Annotated in this window: 22 protein-coding genes and 1 riboswitch; of the genes, 18 read left to right on the top strand and 4 right to left on the bottom strand. The window is 37.8% G+C overall.

Annotated elements, in window-relative coordinates; genetic code table 11:
• Window positions 1-169: 169 nt before the first annotated feature.
• Window positions 170-763 carry a metallophosphoesterase family protein gene (locus BJ095_RS11280; RefSeq protein WP_107935259.1) on the bottom strand — a complete coding sequence of 198 codons (594 nt, stop codon included), beginning with the start codon at window positions 761-763 and terminating at the stop codon, window positions 170-172.
• A gap of 191 nt (window positions 764-954) precedes the next feature.
• Here BJ095_RS11280 and BJ095_RS11275 point away from each other — a divergent pair, with 191 nt between their 5' ends.
• The 14 genes from BJ095_RS11275 (at window position 955) to BJ095_RS11210 (ending at window position 17,973) form a co-directional block, all read left to right on the top strand.
• Window positions 955-1,437, top strand: coding sequence for a gamma-type small acid-soluble spore protein (locus BJ095_RS11275; protein ID WP_107935258.1), 483 nt, complete (start codon window positions 955-957; stop codon window positions 1,435-1,437).
• Between the two features lie 102 nt (window positions 1,438-1,539).
• On the top strand, window positions 1,540-1,731 hold the full coding sequence (locus tag BJ095_RS11270) for a gamma-type small acid-soluble spore protein (protein ID WP_107935257.1): 192 nt from the start codon (window positions 1,540-1,542) through the stop codon (window positions 1,729-1,731).
• Between the two features lie 117 nt (window positions 1,732-1,848).
• A complete protein-coding gene (locus BJ095_RS11265) occupies window positions 1,849-2,844 on the top strand; it encodes a glutathione S-transferase family protein (protein ID WP_107935256.1) in 996 nt (331 codons plus the stop codon).
• 28 nt (window positions 2,845-2,872) lie between these two features.
• The gene (locus BJ095_RS11260; RefSeq protein ID WP_107935255.1) at window positions 2,873-3,376 is read left to right on the top strand and encodes a GNAT family N-acetyltransferase; all 504 of its coding nucleotides are present in this window, start codon (window positions 2,873-2,875) and stop codon (window positions 3,374-3,376) included.
• A gap of 80 nt (window positions 3,377-3,456) precedes the next feature.
• Window positions 3,457-3,699: a hypothetical protein gene (locus tag BJ095_RS11255; protein WP_107935254.1), complete on the top strand. Its 243-nt coding sequence runs from the start codon at window positions 3,457-3,459 to the stop codon at window positions 3,697-3,699.
• Window positions 3,700-4,017: 318 nt separating this feature from the next.
• Window positions 4,018-5,166, top strand: coding sequence for an acyl-CoA dehydrogenase family protein (locus BJ095_RS11250; RefSeq protein WP_107935253.1), 1,149 nt, complete (start codon window positions 4,018-4,020; stop codon window positions 5,164-5,166).
• Window positions 5,167-5,233: 67 nt separating this feature from the next.
• Complete coding sequence (locus tag BJ095_RS11245; RefSeq protein ID WP_404427230.1) at window positions 5,234-6,730, top strand: class I adenylate-forming enzyme family protein; 1,497 nt, start codon at window positions 5,234-5,236, stop codon at window positions 6,728-6,730.
• A 17-nt stretch (window positions 6,731-6,747) separates the two neighbouring features.
• The gene (locus tag BJ095_RS11240; protein ID WP_107935251.1) at window positions 6,748-7,929 is read left to right on the top strand and encodes an acetyl-CoA C-acetyltransferase; all 1,182 of its coding nucleotides are present in this window, start codon (window positions 6,748-6,750) and stop codon (window positions 7,927-7,929) included.
• 398 nt (window positions 7,930-8,327) lie between these two features.
• The gene (locus BJ095_RS11235; protein ID WP_107935250.1) at window positions 8,328-9,548 is read left to right on the top strand and encodes a carboxylate--amine ligase; all 1,221 of its coding nucleotides are present in this window, start codon (window positions 8,328-8,330) and stop codon (window positions 9,546-9,548) included.
• Window positions 9,545-10,255 (top strand): cysteate racemase, encoded by a 711-nt coding sequence (cuyB, locus tag BJ095_RS11230; RefSeq protein ID WP_107935249.1) that lies wholly within the window; start codon window positions 9,545-9,547, stop codon window positions 10,253-10,255. The genes BJ095_RS11235 and cuyB overlap by 4 nt, the downstream gene beginning before the upstream one ends.
• A 941-nt stretch (window positions 10,256-11,196) precedes the next feature.
• Window positions 11,197-12,345 carry a DEAD/DEAH box helicase gene (locus tag BJ095_RS11225; RefSeq protein WP_107935248.1) on the top strand — a complete coding sequence of 383 codons (1,149 nt, stop codon included), beginning with the start codon at window positions 11,197-11,199 and terminating at the stop codon, window positions 12,343-12,345.
• Window position 12,346: 1 nt separating this feature from the next.
• Window positions 12,347-13,576, top strand: coding sequence for an aminopeptidase (locus BJ095_RS11220; RefSeq protein ID WP_107935247.1), 1,230 nt, complete (start codon window positions 12,347-12,349; stop codon window positions 13,574-13,576).
• Between the two features lie 150 nt (window positions 13,577-13,726).
• Window positions 13,727-14,899, top strand: a complete 1,173-nt coding sequence (locus BJ095_RS11215; protein ID WP_107935246.1) for an exonuclease SbcCD subunit D — start codon at window positions 13,727-13,729, stop codon at window positions 14,897-14,899.
• Complete coding sequence (locus tag BJ095_RS11210) at window positions 14,896-17,973, top strand: AAA family ATPase (protein WP_107935245.1); 3,078 nt, start codon at window positions 14,896-14,898, stop codon at window positions 17,971-17,973. The genes BJ095_RS11215 and BJ095_RS11210 overlap by 4 nt, the downstream gene beginning before the upstream one ends.
• A 16-nt stretch (window positions 17,974-17,989) precedes the next feature.
• Here the strand turns inward: BJ095_RS11210 and BJ095_RS19275 are convergent, their stop codons facing one another.
• Together BJ095_RS19275 and BJ095_RS11205 are read right to left on the bottom strand one after the other, a co-directional pair.
• Entirely contained in the window at window positions 17,990-18,118 is a 129-nt protein-coding gene (locus BJ095_RS19275) for a hypothetical protein (RefSeq protein ID WP_235867646.1), read from the bottom strand.
• 49 nt (window positions 18,119-18,167) lie between these two features.
• The gene (locus BJ095_RS11205) at window positions 18,168-18,497 is read right to left on the bottom strand and encodes a DUF4870 domain-containing protein (protein ID WP_107935244.1); all 330 of its coding nucleotides are present in this window, start codon (window positions 18,495-18,497) and stop codon (window positions 18,168-18,170) included.
• A 125-nt stretch (window positions 18,498-18,622) separates the two neighbouring features.
• Window positions 18,623-18,730: riboswitch (TPP riboswitch) on the top strand.
• 123 nt (window positions 18,731-18,853) lie between these two features.
• Here BJ095_RS11205 and thiT point away from each other — a divergent pair.
• On the top strand, window positions 18,854-19,411 hold the full coding sequence (gene thiT, locus BJ095_RS11200; protein ID WP_107935243.1) for an energy-coupled thiamine transporter ThiT: 558 nt from the start codon (window positions 18,854-18,856) through the stop codon (window positions 19,409-19,411).
• Window positions 19,412-19,768: 357 nt separating this feature from the next.
• The gene (gene map, locus BJ095_RS11195) at window positions 19,769-20,521 is read left to right on the top strand and encodes a type I methionyl aminopeptidase (protein ID WP_107935242.1); all 753 of its coding nucleotides are present in this window, start codon (window positions 19,769-19,771) and stop codon (window positions 20,519-20,521) included.
• 23 nt (window positions 20,522-20,544) lie between these two features.
• On the opposite strand, the gene BJ095_RS11190 is transcribed toward map, so the two are convergent.
• A complete protein-coding gene (locus BJ095_RS11190) occupies window positions 20,545-21,276 on the bottom strand; it encodes a hypothetical protein (RefSeq protein ID WP_107935241.1) in 732 nt (243 codons plus the stop codon).
• Between the two features lie 112 nt (window positions 21,277-21,388).
• On the opposite strand from BJ095_RS11190, the gene BJ095_RS11185 reads away from it, so the two are divergent.
• On the top strand, window positions 21,389-22,129 hold the full coding sequence (locus BJ095_RS11185) for a polyphosphate kinase 2 family protein (protein WP_107935240.1): 741 nt from the start codon (window positions 21,389-21,391) through the stop codon (window positions 22,127-22,129).
• 162 nt (window positions 22,130-22,291) lie between these two features.
• Window positions 22,292-22,843, top strand: a complete 552-nt coding sequence (locus BJ095_RS11180) for a GNAT family N-acetyltransferase (protein WP_107935303.1) — start codon at window positions 22,292-22,294, stop codon at window positions 22,841-22,843.
• Window positions 22,844-22,919: the final 76 nt, after the last annotated feature.

Below are 22,919 nucleotides of genomic sequence, written 5' to 3'. Positions count from 1 at the left end.
ATACTGGACATGCACCATTTTATGAAAGCATCAAGCAGAAAATAACGATTTAAGAGGGTAGTTATAAATAAAATGGAAGAGCAGAGAAATTGAAAGAAAAGAATTCATTAGAAAAAACAATAATAAAAACACCTAATGTAAATAGGTGCTCTCTTATTTAACCTTCTATCTATTGAGTTATCTTCATAAAAGTAACGGAACGATTATCACTATCGTATAAAACCCATTCTCTATTGTCTACAACAGAACCGACATTAACCCAATAAGCATCATTTGATAATGAAATAGCTTGTCCAAAATGGATGGGCTCATGGAGTTTTTTGACGTCCATATAAATACCGCTTCGATGACTATGACCAAAGAAAACAAGAGAGGTGTCAATTTCTAGCATAGACATATTAACGGGCTCCCAATGTGTGCCCCACTCAATTTGATGACCGTGTATTAATGTGGCACCTTCTATTACTATTTTTTCAGGTAATGCGGCAAAACTTTTGATACCAGTAACGTTAGTTATCCGTTCCTCTTGATTTCCCCGAATTGACGGAAATGTTAAGAGATCTTCAAATTCCTCTTCAATGATTGCTGCCGCATTTAATGGGGCATTAGAAATGGTTAAGGCTTTTTTCTTGCCAATCGTACATTCAAATAGATCTCCTAATCCGATTATTTTGGAATCGGGTGCAATTTCTTGTATATGTTGTAATACAGCTTTTGTGTCTTCAATACTTGAGTGCAAATCCCCCAATAGAGCATATCTCATTTCTTCACCTTCACACATGGAAATTTATTACTTTAATTTTAATGTAGTTTTATAAAAAAGAAAATACCCAGGTGATTAGTGATACTTACGATAGATACGAATTTATACTAAAAGAAATAAAATTATTGCACTCATAATATCGTCTTTACTTTGACATGATAAAGGCATAACATTTTGGAGGTGTTTTTGACATGGAAAAGAATAATGGTAAACGTTTCACATCTGCTGGTACTGATATTGAGGAAGTAAAGCGACAAAATGCACAGGGTTCTTCAGGGGCACAAGCTTTTGGTACTAACCCACAAAAGGTAAGAGAAGAAATTGCACAAGAGGCGGGTCCTTTTAACAAGCCTTTTTCGCAAAGTCCAGCCCCCCAGTCTTTTGGAGGGAAAACAGCATCAGGTACAGATATCCAGAAGGTTCGAGAGGAGATCGCACAGGAGGCGGGTCCATTTGGTAGTGGCCAATTCTCTTCAGCATCATCCCAATCATTTGGAGGAAAAACAGCTTCTGGCACTGACATTCAAAAGGTAAAAGAAGAAATTGCTCAGGAAGCAGGGCCATTTAATGTTCCTTCTCAGCAGCCTTCAGCAGGCAAAACAGTTACTGGTACAGATATTGCAGAAGTAAAACGCCAGAACCAACAAGCTGAACAAGGTAAGAATAAATTTTAAAAAATGATTTTATAAAGCGCCTCTATATTAGGGGCGTTTTTCTTAGATTTTTTTCTAATTTGTACAAAATATATTCTTTTATACATGGGAAGGAGCCTAATCATGCAAAGTGAACAGAACCAATACACAGTTTCTGGAACAGATATCGAAGAGGTAAAAAGAAAAAATGCCGCATCTGGTATGTCCTATAAAGAAGTAATGGAATACCTTGCAAGTACTGGTGGTAAAAATACGAAAATGTTTAGTGATACAAATATAGATGAAGTAAAAAAACAAACTCAACATCCACATTAAGGTTAAAGGTGACCTTAGCAGTATAAGGTCACCGATTAATTGAAATCAAATAAATTGTAATCAGAATATTTACATATTAAAATTTGTAGACAAAGAAGAAAGAATAGGTGATACATAATGGGCAATCTAAAAAAAGAAAAACCGTTAGAAGTAGACCAAAGCGGTAAATTCAATCGTCAAAAAAATCGTTTTACAACACCGTTTGGAAATAATCCAGGAGAATTACCAATAGAGGCAGGGCGTTATCGTCTGTTATGGTCACCTGTGTGTCCGTGGGCACATCGCTCTGTGATTGTCCGTAGAGTGCTTGGTTTAGAAGAGGTTATCAGTTTAGGAACAGCTAGTCCAATGCGTCCAAATATCCCGCGTGTAGACTGGGAGTTTTCTTTAGATGAGGGAAATAAAGATCCTGTATTAGAGGTTCAATATATAAGTGAAGTGTATTTGAATGCAGACCCTGGCTACGAGGGCCGTCCTACAGTTCCAGCTATGGTAGACATCAAAGAGAAAAAGGTTGTAAATAATGATTATTTCCGTTTAACGAATTATTTCGAAACAGTATGGTCACCGTTGCATAAAGAAAATGCACCAATATTGTATCCTGAAAGCATACGTGAAGAAATCGATGCCTTAAATGATGTGATTTTTCATGAAGTAAATAATGGAGTTTATAAATGTGGATTTGCCCGTTCTCAAGAAGCTTATGAAGAGTCATATGATACGTTATTCAATCAATTAGATGAGCTGGAAAAACGTTTAGCGACTAGCCGTTTTTTACATGGGGATTATATTACAGATTCGGATGTTCGACTTTATGCCACATTGGTTCGTTTTGATGTAGCCTATTATGCTGCCTTTAAAGCAAATCGCAATCGAATTGTAGATTTCCCGAATTTGTGGGGGTATTTAAGAGACTTATACCAAACGCCAGGCTTTGGAGATACAACAGACTTTAATGCAATTAAAGTTCACTATCACCTATCGAATCATATCGCGAGCGATGACCAAAAAAGTCTTAATATATTACCAAAGGGTCCTGATATGTCGATTATTAATACACCACATAACCGTGAAGAGTTAAGTGGAAAACAGGAGAAATTCCTGATTGTTTAATATTAAATCCAAATAAAAGGAGAATGAAATGTTAATAAGGGATGCAGTAAAGGGAGAGCTCCAAAAGATTAAGGAATTACGATTACAGTCATATGAAGAGCATGCAGAAAAAATACCAGAGGCACATTGGGATGCTTTAAAACAATCGATTCTTTCTGATGAAGGGGAGCAAGCAGGAATCGAACGAATGGTAGCTGAACTAGATGGAGAGTTAGTTGGAACAGTTGCACTGTTTTCTCCAGAAATCGAAGCATATAAAGGACTAGTTGAAGGGCAGTTAAATCATCCGGAGCTAAGAATGCTTGCTGTTTCTCCAAAAGCAAGAGGAAAAGGTGTTGCAAAAGCGTTAGTTCAGGAGTGTATGAAACGTTCTAAGAACAACGGCTACAAATCAATGGGATTACATACAGCAGATTTCATGGAATCAGCAGTGAACCTATATACGAGCCTTGGATTTAAACGAGTTCCAGAGAATGATTTTATTCCATTAGATGATGGAATTATTGTAAAGGCGTTTAATATTGAGTTTTAAGGAATTGTAATGCTAATCCATTTTTTAGTGAAGAATAATTTGATAATCGATTCACACACTAAAGCAAAAGGAGTGTGTGAATGATGAACAAGGATTGGGAGTCATTAATCGAGTCGAAAAAGGAGTTTGCAGATTTACCAGCCAAGGATAAACCAGATATGGTGGATTCAGATAATATTAGTTTGTTTGACCTACATGAGGATATGCAAACCGTTGATTCAATTCCAATAGAAGAGCTAAATAAGCGAGTTAAAGCAGAGGATGACGAGCTGATTACAGAAGTGTTCAGAAAAGAATCCCCTGACGAAAAAAGACATAATTAGGCTAATGCCTAATTATAATAATAGTGCTATTCAAGTGATGGATGCTTGGATAGCTTTTTTATTATTTAGATTTAGAAGTAAGGTGCTTAATGAAATTAAAAATCGGTTGCGGTTCGGACAATGGCAGAGGAGCAAAAGAGTTTAAAGTCTGGGAGGGGCGATATCACGCAACGTAAAAACCATATTTTTTCTACTTGAAGCTTGAAAATTCTATTAAAAACAAAAAAACCAACAGTATTTTATTGATAATTATGTTTGTGATTGTTAAAATCTAGTTATATTTTCAGAAAATTCTAAGTTCTGGATGGAGGATTTTTTATGTTAGGGGATATCTTTACAGATGAGCATGAAATGTTTCGAGTTGCTTTACGGAAAATGCTAGAAAAGGATGCGTATCCTTTCTTTGACGAATGGGAGTTACATAAAGAAGTGCCTAGGGATTTTTGGAGGAAGTTAGGGGGAAACGGCTTCCTATGTCCAATGGTTAGTGAATCCTATGGTGGTTTAGGTCTCGATTTTGGTTACTCTATGATTCTAGGAGAAGAGCTAGAACGTGTTGGTGCTGGACCGGCGAGTGGAATCGTGCTGCATTCAGATATCGTTGTACCATATATCGAAGAGTATGGAACAGAAGAGCAAAAACAAAAGTGGCTACCTAAAAGTGTAAGTGGCGAGTATATTTCTGCAATAGCTATGACTGAGCCTGGCGCTGGGTCTGATTTAGCAGGTATTCGGACAACTGCTCGTAAAGAGGGCGATTATTATATTCTGAACGGTGAGAAAACCTTTATTACGAATGGCATCAATGCAGATTATGTTGTAGTAGTTTGTAAAACAGACCCAAATGCAAAACCAGCTCATCGCGGAATCAGTTTAATTGTAGTGGAAAGTGGGACTCCTGGTTTTAAAAGAGGGAAGAAACTAAACAAAATTGGGATGCATTCCTCTGATACAGGTGAACTGATTTTTGAAGATGCGAAAGTGCCTGCAGCAAATCTACTTGGTGAGGAAGGTAGAGGCTTTTACTATTTAATGGAGAAGCTGCAGCAGGAAAGGCTACTGGTTGCAATCGAGGTACAGATAGAAGCAGAAGAAATGTTCCGAATTACAAAAGAGTATGTCAAAACTAGAAAAGCTTTTAACCATACCATTGCAGACTTTCAAAATACTCAATTTAAATTAGCAGAGATGGCTACTGAAATAGATATTGGTCGAAATTATATTAATAATCTTGTTGCAAAACATATTGCTGGTGAAAAAATTGTCAAAGAAGTATCGATGGCTAAGTGGTGGATTAGCGAAATGGCTAAGCGTGTAGCTACAGACTGTCTTCAGCTTCATGGAGGCTATGGCTATATGGAAGAGTATGAGATTGCTAGACGATTCAGGGATATTCCTGTTGCGGCAATTTACGCAGGAACAACAGAAATCATGAAGGGGATTATTGCAAAAGAGATTTTAAAATAAATGGAGTTTTAATTAAGTAGTTTTTCAAGGGGATTAGATTATAACACCATAAATAAGGGGGATGTGTATGTTTATATTAAATGTTTTAAAGCAGCATGCAACGAGAACACCAGACGCACTAGCAATCGCTTTTGAGGACAATGAGTGGTCATATCGTGAGCTTTATAATAATGCACAAAAAATTGCAGCGTACTTACAGCAACAGGGCTATCAAAAAGGGGATATTGTTGCTCAATTTATGCTGAACTCTGATTTATTTATGGCTGTTTACTATGGCGTACAATTGGCGGGACTTACGATAATGCCAGTAAACACAAAGCTTGCTTCACCAGAAGTAGAGTATATTTTCTCCCATTCTGAAGCTAAGCTATTATTCTTTGATGAAAAAATTGAACAAACAATAGCCGATTCTACTCACAGCTTCATAGAAAAAATCAATGTAGCAAAAATTCGTGACATCCTTAATCAGGATACAGCTGAATTCAAGCCGTTGTCATTAGAACCAAATGATACAGCGGTAGTTATGTATACATCTGGTACAACAGGAAAACCAAAAGGGGTGCAGTTATCCCATAGAAATGTATATGAGACAGCAGAAATTTGGTCTGAATCAATGAAAATGACAAATAATGATCGTATGTATATTTGTACGCCGCTGTTCCATTGTGCGGGAAGTCATGTATTTGCGGTACCAACCATGTACCAAGGTGGGGCAATTGTTATTGAAGAAGCTTTTTCGCCTGATCGTACCTTGAAAAATATCGTTCAGACAAGGGCTACTATATTCTTTGGAGTGCCTGCCATGTATACGCTTCTATTAAATAAACCTGAGATTAAGAGCTATAACTTTGAGCATTTAAGAATGTTTGTTTATGGTGCAGCGCCAATGCCATATGAATTAGTAAAGCGCTTAAAAGATACATTCCCAAAGGTAAAGGTTCAAAATTGCTACGGGCAGACAGAGAATTCACCTGCTGCATCCTCTTTAACAGATCAGGACGCTTTAAAGAAAATCGGATCAGTTGGAAGACCTTTGCCACGTACGGAAATCAAATTAGTAGATGCTTCAGGAGAGGAAGTACCTCTAGGTGAAGTAGGAGAAATTTGTGTAAAGGGACCACAAGTAATGAAGGGATATCTACGTAATCCTGAAGAAACTTCGAGGACGATTCAAAATGGTTGGTTGTACTCAGGCGACTTAGGAAAATTCGATGATGAAGGCTTTTTATATATCGTTGATCGAAAGAAGGATATGATCATTCGAGGCGGCGAGAATATTTATCCGATAGAGGTTGAGGAAGTGTTATATCAAATACCGCAAGTATTAGAGGCAGCAGTTGTTGGGATTCCTCACGAGGTATATGGAGAAGTCCCGAAAGCCTTTGTAGTGGCTAAAGAAAATCAAGCGCTAACAGAAGAAGAGGTTCTAACATATTGCGGAACACAATTAGCAAAATATAAGATTCCTATGGAAGTAGAGTTTTTGAAGGAATTGCCGCGTAATGCCTCTGGTAAGGTGTTAAAGCATACACTTCGACCTCAGGTAAGTGAGACGGCGCAATAATTTAAGGGGGATAAGAAGTGGAGAATGTATATATAGTAGATGGGGCACGAACTGCTTTTACAGCATTCGGCGGTTCATTTGCAGCAGTGGATGCAGTGGAGCTTGGCACACAAACAGCGATTGAAGCATTAAAGAGAGCGAATGTAGCGCCAGAGCAAGTGGATCATGTAGTTTATGGGGGTGTAATTGCAAGTAATGTAAATGCAGCTTATTTAGCACGTCATATCGGGTTAAAGGCAGGTGTACCAAAGGAAGTCCCTGCTTTAACTTTAAATCGACTATGTGGCTCTGGTATGCAATCTATCGTAACAGCAGCACAGCAGATTTTACTTGGAGAAGCAGATGTCGTGCTAGCAGGTGGGGCTGAAAATATGTCTCAATCGCCATACTCGAATTTTGATCAACGTTTTAATGGAGCTAAAATGGGAAATCTGCAATTCATTGATATGCTGCAGGCTACTTTAACTGATCAATATACTGGATCTGGTATGGGGATGACAGCAGAAAAATTAGCGGAAGTTTATGATATCTCTCGTCAAGAACAGGATGAATTTGCTGTACAATCCCATCATAGAGCAGCTCAAGCTCAAGAAGCTGGATACTTTAAAGAAGAAATTGTCCCTGTTTCAGTTAAAACACGAAAAGGTGAAATCACAATTGAAGTGGATGAGCATATAAAAGAAACTAGTAATGTTGAAGGCTTAGCCAAATTACGACCAGCCTTTAAAAAGGATGGCTCTGTAACTGCTGGAAATGCTTCAGGGATTAATGATGGGGCTGCTTCAGCAGTAATCGCAAGCGAAAAATTCGTGCAGGAAAATAATCTGAAACCAATTGCTAGAATCGTTTCATGGGGAGTAGCTGGAGTAGACCCTACAATAATGGGAATAGGGCCGGTGCCTGCCATAAAGCAAGCATTACAAAAAGCAGATCTAACAATTGATGATATGGATTTAGTTGAGGTAAACGAAGCATTCGCTGCACAGTACCTAGCTGTTGAAAAGGAGCTGGGTCTAAACCGAGAAATAACAAACGTAAACGGTGGAGCGATTGCATTAGGACATCCTGTTGGTGCAAGTGGTACACGAATCGCATTAGCAAGCAGCTACGAATTAAAGCGTCGTGGGGGAAAATACGCAGTAGCAAGCCTTTGCATCGGCGGAGGTCAAGGTATTGCACTAGTAATCGAATCAGTATAATAAAGTGATTAATAGACTTAGAAGCTTCCGTAAATGGAACTTTTAAGTCTTTTTTAACGTATAAACTTATATAAATTCAAGTTGAAAAGCTAGCGAATTGGGTAAAATATAGAGGACATTATTTTTAAAGAAGTGTTTTACGACAATGCCCAATATCTAAGAAGTGCAGAAAATTATCAAATTGTTCAATTTAGGATTCTTTTTTTCATATTTTACAGGAATATTAAGAAGAGATTTTTAGGTAAGGATGCATATTAACATATTAGAAAAATGTGTTAAACTAACATTTAGACTGATAAAATTAACATAATTTTTCAAGCTTAATTTGAATGTACGATTATAATTTGTGTACATAGAATCTCTTAAATACTATAACAATTAAAGTGAGATGAAAGATAATGGAACAACCATTTTTACCGATATTATTAGGCTCTGATATGAACGCGTACGGCATGGCTCGTGCATTTTACGAAGCTTATGGCTTAAAACCACTTGTACTTGGTCGCTCACATTTAACAGCCACTCAAGATAGCCGTATTTTAAATTTCCAAGCAATAGCAAATTTGAACGAGCAGGAGGTTTTCGTACCTGCACTAGAAAAAATCGCAAAACAATATCCAGATAAAAAATTATTACTATTAGCTTGTGGGGATGACTATGCAAAGCTAATTATTAAAAATAAACCAGAACTTGAAAAGTACTTCACAGTGCCTTATATTGACGAAACTTTAATGGATCAAATTCTATTAAAGGAAAACTTCTATAAAATGTGTGAGAAGTATGACTTCAAATATCCTGGGACAACAACAGTGACTGCTGAAAACTACCACGATTTCACACCGCCATTTGAATATCCAATCATCTTAAAGGCATCAAACTCAGTTGCTTATTGGGCTTGTAGCTTCCCAGGTAAAAAGAAAGTGTTTGTAGCCAATGATGAAGCTGAAAAAACAGCTATTTTAAAAGCGATTTACGCATCTAGTTATCAGGATACGATGATTGTTCAGGAATTTATCCCGGGTGACGATTCCTATATGCGTGTTCTAAATGCCTATGTTGGCCAAGACGGTAAAGTGAAGTTAATGTGTCTAGGAAATCCAATCCTTGAAGAGCATTCACCTGATGGTATTGGTAGCTACGCGGCAATCATTACAACTTATGATGAAAAGCTGATGGATAAAGTGCGTCACTTCTTGGAGGATATCGGCTACACTGGCTTTGCCAACTTCGATATGAAATACGATGCGCGTGATGGAGAGTACAAGCTATTCGAAATCAATCTTCGCAACGGTCGTTCTAGCTATTTTGTAACTGCAGCTGGCTATAACTTAATGAAATACGTAGCAGATGATCGTATGTTGAACATTAAACAAGAATTAACTTATGCAGATAATAAGCATCTGTGGATGATTATTCCAAAAGGCGTTTTATTTAAATATGCTTCAAATGGAAAAATGAAAATCGAAGCAAAAAGCTTAATCCGTCAAGGAAAATGGACAAACTCATTATTCTATAATGAGGACATGAATCCGAAGCGTTGGGTTAAAATAACTCTAAATAATTTAAATTACTATCGTAAATATAAAAAATATTTTAATAAAAAAGGTTTGGAAGAATGAGAAAAACATTAGGTATTATCGGTGGTGTCGGTCCGTTAGCGACAATGTTTATCGGCGAGATGATTGTCCGCCGAACGAGTGCCACCAAAGATCAGGAACATGTCCATACAATCATAGATAATGATACTTCGATTCCAGATCGTACAGCTTATATCCTAGACCAAACTAAGGAAAATCCAGTACCTTATTTAGTAAAGGATGCAGTAAAATTGGCAGATGCCGGCGCGGACTTGATTTGTATTCCCTGCAATACTGCCCATACCTTTTATGAGGATTTACAATCAGCTTCTCCAGTTCCCGTGCTTCATATGATTCGTGAAACTGCCAAAAGAGCTGCTTCTACTGGAGCAAAACGAGTTGGCGTTCTAGCGACAGATGGAACTCTTGCTTCTGGTGTGTATCAACAAGCGCTAATCGAGCAAGATATCGAACCTGTTGTTCCAGATATGGTCATTCAGCATCAAGTAATGTCTGTTATATATGATTATGTAAAGGCTGGAAAAGAAGTTTCTGAGCATCAATGGCACGTGATTGAACAAGCCATGTTGCAATTAGATTGCGACAAAATTATCTTGGGCTGTACAGAGCTTTCAATTGTAAATAAAGACTTGAAATTAGATAACCGATATATAGATTCGCTAATGGTTTTAGCTGAAAGTGCAATCCTTGCATGCGGCTATGAACTAATAACACCAGTGAAAATCTAAGCCTGCCTTTCTTTAGGCAGGTTTTTTTTCGGTAGGAAAGAGCTTTCAAAGTAACTGAAGTCATTCACTATGAGAATTGGCGATGATAAGTTGGATGAAGGTAGAGCCGCGTGGCGGATTGCGACGTTGCAGGTTGAGATGGAGTCGGTAAGGTAGTAAAAAAAGGCGGATTGAGACGTTGTGAGTGGAGATGGGGTTAGAAAGGTAGCAAAGAGAAGCGGGTTGCGACGTTGTGAGTGGAGACCGGGTTAGAAAGGTAGCAAAGTGAACTAGATTGCGACGTTGTGAGTGGAGACCTGGTTTGAAAGGTAGCAAAGAGAAGCGGATTACGACGTTGTGAGTGGAGGCCGGGTTAGAAAGGTAGCAAAGAGAACCGGGTTGCGACGTTGTGAGTGGAGACCTGGTTTGAAAGGTAGCAAAGAGAAGCGGATTACGACAATCCTAGTGAAAATCGGTTCGATAAAGTAGCAAAGCGAACAGGATTGCGACGTTGTGAGTGGAAACCGGTTCGCAAAGGTAGCAAAGAGAAGCGGATTGCGACGATCCGAGTGGAAACCGGTTTGCAAAGGTAGCAAAGCGAACAGGATTGCGACGATCCAAGTGGAAAGCGCTCCGCAAAGGTAGCAAAGCGAGCCGGATTGCGACGATCCGAGTGGAAACCGGTTTGCAAAGGTAGCAAAGCGAACAGGATTGCGACGATCCGAGTGAAAACCGGTTCGCAAGGTAGCAAAGCGAGCCGGATTACGACGATCCGAGTGAAAAACCGTTCCATAATGTAGCAAAGCCATCCATATTCAGCCGTTCCAAGCATAAATCTACACCATAACGTCGTAAACCATTCAAAATCCATCACACAGCATAGAAAAATCGTGTCAAAATCGAGTAAAGTATTCAATCTATGGTACACTATACGCAAGTAACTAAAGGTAGGTAAAATAATCATGTCCGTAATCAATTTATTAAACGAAACATTACAAAACAAATGGAAATATGAAACAACAATGAAGGTTCAGGACGAAATGATTCCGGCGATGCTCGAAGGTAAAGACATCGTAGCTGAATCTCCAACTGGATCAGGTAAAACATTGGCATATGTACTACCAATATTAAATAAAGTAGATGGTAGTAAAAAACAAACGCAGGCTCTAATTGTAGCTCCTTCACAAGAGCTTGCAATGCAAATTGTTGAGGTTATTCGTGAATGGACTGCTGGTACAGACATCACAGTGCAGCAACTAATCGGTGGAGCTAACTCTGCTCGTCAAATTGAAAAACTAAAGAAAAAACCTACAATCGTAGTTGGAACTCCTGGACGTTTAAACGAACTAGCAAGAGCGAACAAATTTAAGCTTAAAGAAGTTCAAATCGTTGTTCTAGATGAGTGTGACCAATTATTAAGTCGTGAATACCGAGTAACTGTTAAATCGTTTATTGAAGATGCTGCGTTTGGAAGACAAGTCGTAGTTGTTTCTGCAACAATAACAGAAGAAATCAAACTTGTAGCAAGCCGTTTGATGTTCGAGCCAATCCTTATCGAGATTAAGCCAGAAGACATGGTGCAAGTAGGAACGGTAGAGCATTCATTTATCAAGGTTGATGAACGTGATAAAACAGATATGCTGCGTCGAGTTGCGAATATTGAAGGCTTACGTGGATTAGCATTCGTCAATAACATCGACCAGGTTCTGATGAAAGAGACGAAATTAAAATACCGTGATGCAAAGGTTGTAACACTGCATTCCGATATGAAAAAGGAAGAGCGTAAAAAGGCGTTAGATGCTTTCAGAAAAGGTGACGCTCGTATTTTAATTGCCACTGATATCGCCGCTCGCGGATTAGATATCGAAGGGCTGACACATGTAATTCATGTGGATGTACCACGTACGATTGAACAATATACACACCGTTCAGGTAGAACTGGACGTGCTGGTGCAGATGGTGAGGTACTTACTTTACTTTCATTTAGAGATGAAAAAGATTATAAAAAGCTAACACGCGACATGAAAGTAAAAGCAGTTCAAAAGGTTTGGCACAAAGGTAGTATAGTGGAAGGTAACTCAAAAACGGTTACACAAAAGAGAGGGAACTAGGATGACTTTTGAGGAGAAATTAGAGCAGTACGCGGAACTAGCTGTTAAGGTTGGCGTTAATATTCAAAAGGGCCAATATTTATTAATCAATACGTCTACAGATACACTTGAGTATACTCGTATCGTAGTGAAAAAAGCGTATGAGGCTGGGGCAGGTAGAGTGCAGGTGAACTTAACTGATCCAGAAATTACACGTTCTTTTTATGAGCTTGGTGCAGAAGAGGAATTTAGTAAGTTTCCGAAATGGACTGTTGCCCAAAGACAAGAACTAATCGAACGCAAAGGTGCGTTATTATGGATTGATGCAGAAGATCCTGACCTACTTGCTGGGATTCCATCTTCACGTATCTCTGCCCAGGAAAAAGCCTCAGGTACTGCATTAGTTCGCTACCGTAAAGCGATTATGAACGATGAAATTGCTTGGTCTATCATTGCTGTTCCTTCTAAAAAATGGGCTGCAAAGGTATTCCCAGAACTACCTGAATCAGAGCAAATGGAAGCTTTATGGGAAGCGATTTTCAAAACGGTTCGTATTGGTGAAGGGAATGCAGTTGAAAATTGGCTAAAACACATTGATACATTGCAAGATCGTGCAGCCCTACTTAACAATATGAAAATTTCAAAACTGCATTATAAGGCTCCAGGTACTGACTTAACAATCGAGCTTCCTGAAAAACACTTATGGATTTCGGGAAGCAGTAAAACGCCAGAAGGTACAACTTTTATTGCCAATATGCCAACAGAAGAAGTATTTACATTGCCTGCAAAATACGGGGTGAATGGTGTTGTAAGCAGTACAAAGCCTTTAGCATATCAAGGGAATATTATCGATAATTTCTCTTTAACTTTTGAAAAAGGAAAAATTGTTGAAGCGAAAGCTGAAGTAGGGAATGATTTGTTACAAGAGCTAATCACACAAGATGTAGGATCATCCTTCTTAGGAGAAGTAGCCCTCGTTCCACACAAATCGCCAATTTCAGAATCAGGCATTTTATATTACAATACACTTTTTGATGAAAATGCATCTAACCATTTAGCAATCGGTGAAGCATATCCAACCTGCTACGAAGGTGGTCAACAGCTAGAAGAAGGCCAATTAGAAGCACTTGGCATCAACGTATCCATTACACATGTCGACTTCATGATTGGTAGTGGTGAAATGGACATCGATGGAATTCTACCTGATGGAACAGAACAGCCAATTTTCCGAAAAGGGAATTGGGCATTTTAATGGTCGTTCAACGTAATGTTGTTTAACCGCCCAAAAATTACATCATAATTCCGACTGATTTTTACGAATGTTTGTTCGTAGAAATCAGTCTTTTTTTATCGAAAGATGGTATAATAGAAAAAAACATTTCAAATGGAGGACTGAGTGTAAATGAAACTATTTCATACCGCTGATTGGCATTTAGGGAAGCTTGTACAAGGTGTATATATGACGGACGACCAACGCTATGTATTGGAGCAATTTTTACAAGCCATTGATGAAGAACAACCAGATGCAGTCATTATTGCAGGGGATTTATATGACCGTGCACTTCCTCCAGTAGAAGCTGTTGATTTATTGGACGAGATATTAGCTGAAATTGTGTTAAAGAGAAAAGTACCCGTGTTAAGTATCGCAGGAAACCATGACAGCCCTACAAGACTCCAGTTTGGTAGTAAGCTAATGAAAGAAACAGGGCTGCACATTGCTGGAGAAATAACGAATCTAGAACCTATTATTCTAAATGATGAATTTGGAGAAGTGCATTTTCATTTAGTTCCCTTTGCTGAGCCATCAACGGTGAAAAGTATATATGAGGACAATTCTATTAATACACATGACGATGCAATGAAAAAGGTAATCGAAAAGATTGAAGAAAAAATGGACAAGTCTAAGCGACATGTCTTCGTTGGACACGCCTTTGTAACGCCATATGGTGAGAAACTCGATAATACAAGTGACTCGGAGCGTCCTTTAGCAATAGGGGGATCGGAATGTGTAAGTGCGGAATACTTTAACCCCTTCCATTACACTGCTCTTGGACATTTGCATAAGGCGCATTATGTGTTAAATGAAACAATCCGTTATTCAGGCTCGCCTTTAAAGTATTCCTCTTCTGAAGCAAACCATGAAAAGGGTTATCTAATTGTGGATTTAGACAAGGATGGACAAGTATCTATCGAAAAACGAAAATTTAATCCGCGAAGAGAGTTACGTATTGTCGAAGGCTCAATTCAAGAGATTTTGAGAACTCCTGTCAGCGAGGATTATGTTTTTGTACGGTTGACTGATTTAACTCCTGTTGTAGGGGCTATGGAGCAAATTCGAACAGTCTATCCAAACGCTATGCATGTAGAGCGTAAAGCACTACCAAGAGAAACATTTGAAGGTGAAACGGAAGCTGTTAGAAGAGAACAGCTTGACGATTTTAGCCTATTTAAGGCATTCCATAAGGAAATTTTGGGGCAAGAGCCAAGTGAAATTGCCGAGCAGCTGTTTGAAGAGGTATTACAAGAAATGCTAAGTGAAGAACGTGAAACAACGAAAGAGGTGGTAGTGAAATGAAGCCAATTAAACTAACGATGAAGGCTTTCGGGCCATATAAAAGTGAAGAAGTAATTGATTTCAATGAGCTAAAAGACAACCGCTTATTTGTGATTTCAGGTTCAACAGGAGCAGGAAAAACAACAATATTTGATGGCATCTGCTTTGCCTTATATGGTTTTGGTAGTGGACAAGACCGTAAAGAAACAAAAACGCTACGAAGCGATTTTGCAGAGGATGCAGTTCATACCGCAGTTGAACTACTGTTTGAAATCCATGGAAAGACCTACCGGGTTTTACGTCAGCTCTCTCATGTGAAGGAAGGTCGAAAAACAGCTACAGGAGAAAAGTACGAGCTGTTTGAAATTCAAGAGGACGGACAGGAATTGCCATCCGTTGAAAGACAAAGAGTAACAGATATTAACCAGAAAATTGAAGAGCTGATTGGGTTATCCTATGACCAATTCAATCAAATCGTCATGCTCCCACAAGGGGAATTTCGTAAGCTATTAACCTCTCAATCTGATAATAAAGAAGAGATTTTACGCAAAATTTTTAAAACAAATCGCTATGGTGAAATGACTCAAAAACTGGACGAGAAGAAACGAAAGGCAGAGACAGAATTAGATCGAGCACGTACGTTAAAAAATAGCTATATTTCTCAAATCGAGGGTGCTCTGCCAAAACGGGATTCTCTATTGTTTGCTGTTCTTGCACAAGAGTCAAATGTCTATCAAATTCAAGAGGCACTTGATGAAGAAGTTAAGTACTATAAAGTAAAAATAAAAGAAGACAAAAAGCTCTATGAAGAAGCAAAAAAGAAGCATGATGATCAACATAACAGATTTGTGCAAGATAAAGCTATCAATGACCGAATTGATAACTTCGAAAATAGAAAACAAAAGCTTCAAGAGCTAGAACAGCAAAAACCTACTTACGAACAGATGAAAAATGAGTATGAAGCTGCCATACGAGCAAGTAAAATTCAGCCTTTAAATCAACAGTGCCATGCTTTACACAAAGAAAAGGTAGAAAAGCAAAACCAATTAGCAAATGTTACGGAAAAATTAGAGCAGGCTAAAAAAGATTTGGAAAAGGCCAATAAAACATTTGAGGAAGAGTATACGAAAGAACAAGAACGTGAAAGTGCTTCCGAACACTTAAATAATCTTCAAAAATTATTACCTCGTTATGAACAAATCGAAGTATTAAGTAAAAGAGTTCAATCCTTGCAGGTGTCTGAAAAGGAAGCACGAAATTCTTTAGTTACGATCGAGCAGCAGCTGAATGTGGAAAAGGAAAAAGTTGTTCAGCTTAATCAACTAATCGAACAACTTGAAGAAAAGACAGAAAATTATAATGAGCTATTAGAACAACAAAGCTACTTAAAACAAGTGATTAATCTTTTCTCAAATTTTAATCAGTTAAAGCACGAATTACAGGGCTTACAGCTGAATGTAAATACTGTGGAGAAGGAATATCAGTCTGCAAAACAGATTTACGAGGTAGAAGAAGGAAAATGGCTAACGAATCAGGCATCGCGACTAGCAGCTAGTTTAGTTCCAGGCTCGCCTTGTCCGGTTTGTGGAAGTATTGAGCACGGGCAGATTAGTAGTCAGCATACAGAAATGGTTGATGAAACAACTATTAAAAAGCTAAAGGCAAATTTAGCAGAGGTTGAGCAAACGAAATATAGAGCTGAAGCGAAAATGAATAGCCAAATAGCGCAAGTCACACAGTGTGAACAAGAGCTTGAAAGATTAAATGCACCTATTGAGAAAGAACAGCAAATTATACACCAATTTAATGAGCTGAATTTAAAAATTGAGCAATTAAAAAATGATGAAGCAAAGCTAGTTTCCTATAAAAAAAATCTTAAACAATTGAAATCAGTGGTGGAGCAATTAGAAGGAAGACAAAAGCAGCTTGAGGCTAACCATTATCAAACGAAAGAACAGCTTTTAAAGGAAAGTACAGTTTTAACAGAACAACAAAAGGAAATTCCGAGTGAATTACAGCATATTTCACAATTACAAAAGGCAATTGCTGATGCACAGCTCCATAAGCAGACTCTATTTACTCAATGGGAAAGAGTACAAAAGCATTTACATGAAGTTGAGAAGTATGTTGCAACAACAGAAGAGGTGGTAAAACAAACAACACAGCAAATTACTGACCTAGAAGCAAAGCTAGTTCGTGCAAAAGATGAGTTTAAGCAATCGTTGGTAGATGCAGGCTTTGAAAACTACAAGCATTTTGAGTCATCTATTCGCGATGATTTCCAAGTCAATCATCTGCAAAATCAATATATGGAGTTTTCTAAGGCTCTTCATACAATTACAACGCAAGTACAACAAGATAGTGAAGAATTAGAAGGAAAAGAAAAAGTAGATTTAACACTTATTGAAGAGGCATTAAATGCGCTAAAGTTAGAATACGAAAATGCACTTCATATACTGAATCGCTCGGTACAATATGAAGGTCATGCCATTGATTTCTCTGAGAAGCTAGACCACGTAGCAGATAAAATCTATCAGCTTGAGGAGATTTCAAGTCAAATTATTGATTTACACAACCTATTACGCGGTCAAAATAGTAAGAAAATCTCCTTTGAACGCTATGTACAAATGGGGTATTTAGAGCAAATTACAGAGGCTGCCAATATCCGCTTGAAAAATCTATCAAATGGACAATACTATTTACAATGCTCAGATAGACAGGAATCTCATGGTCGCCAAAGCGGTTTAAGCCTAGATGTCTATGACACTTACACAGGGCAGTCACGTGATGTGAAATCATTATCTGGTGGGGAGAAATTTAACGCATCATTATGTCTAGCTTTAGGGATGGCTGATGTTATTCAAAGCTTCCAGGGTAATGTGAAAATCGATACGATGTTTATCGATGAAGGGTTCGGCTCATTAGATGAAGAATCACTAATGAAAGCAATTGATACACTGATCGATCTTCAGAAATCTGGGAGAATAATTGGTGTAATCTCTCACGTATCCGAATTGAAAGCAGCAATGCCTGCAATTTTACAGGTGGAAAAATTAAAAGAAGGCTATAGTAAAACTTCCTTCCTACTTAAGTAAAAAAACGGCGGAGACCTTAATAGTCTCTGCCGTTTATTCTATAGCCAGTCCTAGATGCTTTTTTCTTATCCATCGCTTTTTTAACGATTGGATAGACAATCGGTGCTACCTTCATAATTGTTTTAATGGTTTTTCCCAATTTCATAGAAATGCACTCCTTCATCTTTATATTAATAATACCCTTAGAAGTGACTTTAGAAACCTACTCTGAAAACTCGATAGGCCTGAACTAAATTCCATATGATAACGCCAATAGTGATGGCAAAGTAAATCCCCATCAAAACAAACATTTTCACAATGAATCCATTCATATTATCGTAATCCATAGAGAATACACCTATAAATCCAAAAAACACTAAAAGTAGCGAAAGGACAGTAGGAATGGAATGTGACAGCAATGCACGCTTTGCATGATACTTTACCCTTTTATCCTTAATGACGAAGTAAACGATAATTGGCAGCAAAAAAGGAGCGAACAATAGGCTAACATAACACAGTGCCGATATCATTTTATTATTTTCCATATTTCACCTCAAAAAAATTATATATGGAAGTGATTGACAACAAAAGGGATTCGTATTCATATTCTAGTTGAAAAAAACATATAGTTTGATACAATTAGTAATGTTCTAACAATTAAACAAAATTTATTTACCACAAGGGGAGCTGATGAAGTCAGCTGAGATTGTGCACTTATTGCACTAACTCTATGAACCTGTAAGTTAGTACTTGCGTAGGGATGTGGATAGAAACCGACTCCAAATGGCGTTTAGGCTCTGTCCTGATGCCATTTTTATTTTGGAGAAATCAAACCTTTGTATTTTACGATTTCTATCCTTCTCTTAGGTTCCACATTGGATAAGAAGAGAGGAGACTTGTTATGAACAATAAAAAACTATTAATGCTCGTTGAGATTGCAATATTTGCGGGCATCGGTCTAGTATTAGACCAAATTTCCTTTAGATTATGGCCACAAGGTGGTTCCATAAGCTTTGTAATGCTACCGATTCTGATTATGGCTATACGGTGGGGATTATTAGCCGGAATGACAACCGGTCTAATAATTGGGTTATTACAAATGACGTTCTTCCCGTTTATTGTACACTGGGTACAAGGGCTACTAGATTACTTAGTAGCATTCACAGTTGTCGGATTAGCTGGTGTATTCCGTAAACAAATTTTACAAGCAGCCAAGGATATCAATAAGAAAAGTATAGCTTGGTATATTACATTAGGAATAGTAGCGGGTGGCTTATTACGTTACGCAGCTCATGCTCTTGCTGGTGCAGTCTTCTTCAGCGAGTACGCAGGCGACCAAAATGTATGGCTTTACACACTAATCTACAACGGCACATACATGATCCCAGCAATCATCCTTACTGCAATAGTAGGTATACTCATCTTCACAGCAGCACCACGACTATTACAAACGAAATAAAGTACAAAGACGACCAGCGAGTTTTTTTGGTCGTCTTTTTTAATTGGATTAGATGGCTGAACTGCATCGTGAAGTGAAAATGAGAGAGTGGTGCATTTCATAAAGAGAATGAAACGCATTACGAAGAATTATAAGCACAAAACACGTTTCATACGCATATTAAAATGCATTCCTAATCCCTAGTTCCCTAGAGCTACTTATTCATCCCACAAACTTCGCACGTGTCACTCAATTCACATTTCATCAAATTCTTTGTTATTAAAAAAGCCCCCTTCACCAAGTTTACATGCCCAATAAATTGTTAGGATTGTGGTATATTATATAGAGATATGTAAATAGGAAGAAGGAACATTTCAAATGATAGTACAAACTAAAGAAGAGCTAGAAGCATTAAAAAAGATTGGGCGCATCTGTGCTGAAATCCGCGATGCTATGAGAGCTGCGACAAAACCTGGTATTACTACAAAGGAATTAGACGAAATCGGTGGCCATATGTTTGAAGAAGCGGGTGCAATTTCGGGGCCAAAAGGGGAATATGACTTCCCAGGCTATACTTGTATCAGTGTAAACCACGAAGTAGCCCACGGGATTCCAGGCTCTCGAGTGATTAATGAAGGCGACATTGTTAATATTGATGTATCGGGCTCATTGGATGGATACTTTGCTGATACAGGAATTTCTTTTGTTGTCGGTGATGGATATCCTGAAAAAGAAAAACTTTGTAATGTTGCAAAGTCAGCATTTGACCGTGCTATGACAAAGGTTAAAGCTGGTTCGAAGCTAAACCAAATTGGTAAAGCAGTTGAACGCGAAGCAAAAGACAATGGGTTAACGGTAATTATGAACCTGACTGGACATGGCGTTGGGCGTGCTCTACACGAAAAACCAGACCATGTTTTAAACTATTTTGATGCTTGGGATACAACAATTTTGAAAGAGGGAATGGTATTGGCAGTAGAGCCGTTCATTTCAGCAAAAGCAGAGCATATTGTAGAAGCTGGAGACGGTTGGACATTTATTACTCCAGATCAATCACTTGTTGCGCAAATTGAACATACAATTGTTGTAACAAAAGACAAACCAATTCTTCTTACACAAATTGAAGACTAAAAAAAGAATCCTGGCACTTGAAGCTATTTCAAGTGTTCAGGATTCTTTTTAATTAGGAAAACACCTACTATCATCACACCAGCCAAGAATAATGCTGCTGTTGTTACTAATAGCTCATCAAATCCATTTTGTACGGCAATTCCTATATAGCACCATACAAAAACGATTGGGTAGGCGACGTCAAAGTGATGATATCTTAAATGGAGTGCAATAGCCGTTCCAACAGTCATCACGATAACCGCCCAAAGTGCATTGCTAATTCCAAAGCCAGACCATTGATAGTCCACTAAAAGGTAGCAACAATGTAAAATCAATAAGAAGGTTGACCAACTAAAGTAAATGGAAATGGGTATTCTTAATGTAAACCATTCTTTTTTCAATGGATACGAAAAATAAAGTCCGAATAACATAATAACCTGTATCAGTAAAATCACAGTTGATAAAACAAAGTATTCACTATGCCAGCTCCAAAGAGAGCCAATATGAATAAACACTATGACAATGAACAATATCGTTTGTAATTTCGTTATAAAGAGATCAGTCCGTTGTAACTTGATATAGTTATAAATCCAAAGGAAAAGAAATATGAAAATAATAATCCATATGTAGTAAACATAATTTGCGGGTGCAAATAATAACGGCAAACGATTTATGATTTCAATAGTTGAATGCCCGTTTAATTGTAGCCAAAATGCATTGATTGTAAAGAGTGTGGCTACAATGACCGAAGTAAATAATAATATTAGGCGACTCATTCATTCCGCTCCCTTCTATAAAATTATATACATTAACAAAGCTTTGAACAACATTTTCCAATAACATAACTTATTATAAAATATTTAAATAAGACGATTAGGAGTGTTAGTCATGAAAAGATTAGAAGCGCTAGACTTAGAATTAGCTATCGGTAAAAAAGAATACAAAAAGGAATTAGAAAAGCTTCAATATGAAATGTTAAATATTCAACAATTTCTCTTTAATAATAAAATAGGGCTAATAATTGCCTTCGAAGGCATGGATGCTGCCGGCAAAGGTGGAGCTATTAAAAGACTAACACAAAATCTTGATCCGCGCGGGGTTCTAGTACATCCCATTTCGGCACCAAAGCCTCATGAAAAAAGATACCACTACTTACATCGATTTTGGCGTAAATTACCTCAATATGGCCAAATCGGAATATTCGATCGTTCATGGTACGGCAGAGTCTTAGTAGAAAGAATTGAGGGGTTTGCAAATAACGAGGAATGGGAAAGGGCCTATGATGAAATTATTCATTTTGAAAAGACGTTAACTGATGATCAATACATTGTCTTAAAGTTTTGGATTCATATCGATAAAGATCAACAATTAGCCCGTTTCAAAGAACGTCAAACCAATCCGATGAAAGCATGGAAGCTAACAGATGAAGACTGGCGTAATCGGGAAAAGTTTGATGAGTATGTAGCTTGTGCAAACGAAATGTTCGAAAAAACGGATAACATAAATGCGCCATGGGTTTTAATTTCAGGAAATAATAAGCAATATGCTCGCATAAATGTATTAAAGGAAACAATTAGTCGCGTAAAGGCAATAGCGGAACAAAGAGGACTAACAATTCCCTTTTATTAAATTTAAAAGAAGGATTTAACAAAAACAGCTTGAATTAAAGAAATAGATGATGTGCAAAATAATGGAAGCGTGATTAACTGTAAGATACTTCAAGAAAGGCTTGAGGGTACTTTTGTCATGGTGAAAAAGTTTTTTAATTTATTACATAAAAAGGGTGATAAGTTGGTAAAGATTGAGGGGGATCGCTTATTATTACGGACCTTTGTGGAGTCGGATGCTAAAAGCTTGGCTGAGCTCATGAGGAGAAATAAATTTTTTTGGTCCGTTCATGAGCCGCTTCATGAAGAAGAATTCTACACGGAAGAGGCACAATTTAAAAAAATATTAGAAAGTATCCATTTATTACGTGCAAATCGTGAATTTTCTTTTGGAATCTATCCTAAAGGAAGCAATGTATTGATTGGACATATTTCCTTGTATGCTATTAAAAGGCTTCCATACAACAGTGCCTTTATCGGTTATTCGATCGATGAACGATACACAAGAAAGGGTATTGCGACTGAGGCGGTAAATGAAGTGATTAAGTTTGCATTTCGACATGTGAAATTGCATCGAATCGAAGCCTATGTATCACCTAAGAACGAGGGATCCATCAAAGTACTGGAAAAAGCCCACTTTGTACGAGAAGGTCTATTAAGGGAGCTTTTGTACATCAATGGAAGCTGGGAAGATCATTATCTATACTCTTTACTTCAAGATGATTTTAGAAAATAGAATGGGGCTATCCTAAAAATGCAATTGGCTTGCAGCTAATGTATTTATGTAGGATAGCCCTCTTTATATTTTAAGA

Source organism: Ureibacillus chungkukjangi, from assembly GCF_003217295.1.
Lineage (GTDB): Bacteria > Bacillota > Bacilli > Bacillales_A > Planococcaceae > Ureibacillus > Ureibacillus chungkukjangi.
This window is presented reverse-complemented; position numbering and strand designations above follow the sequence as displayed.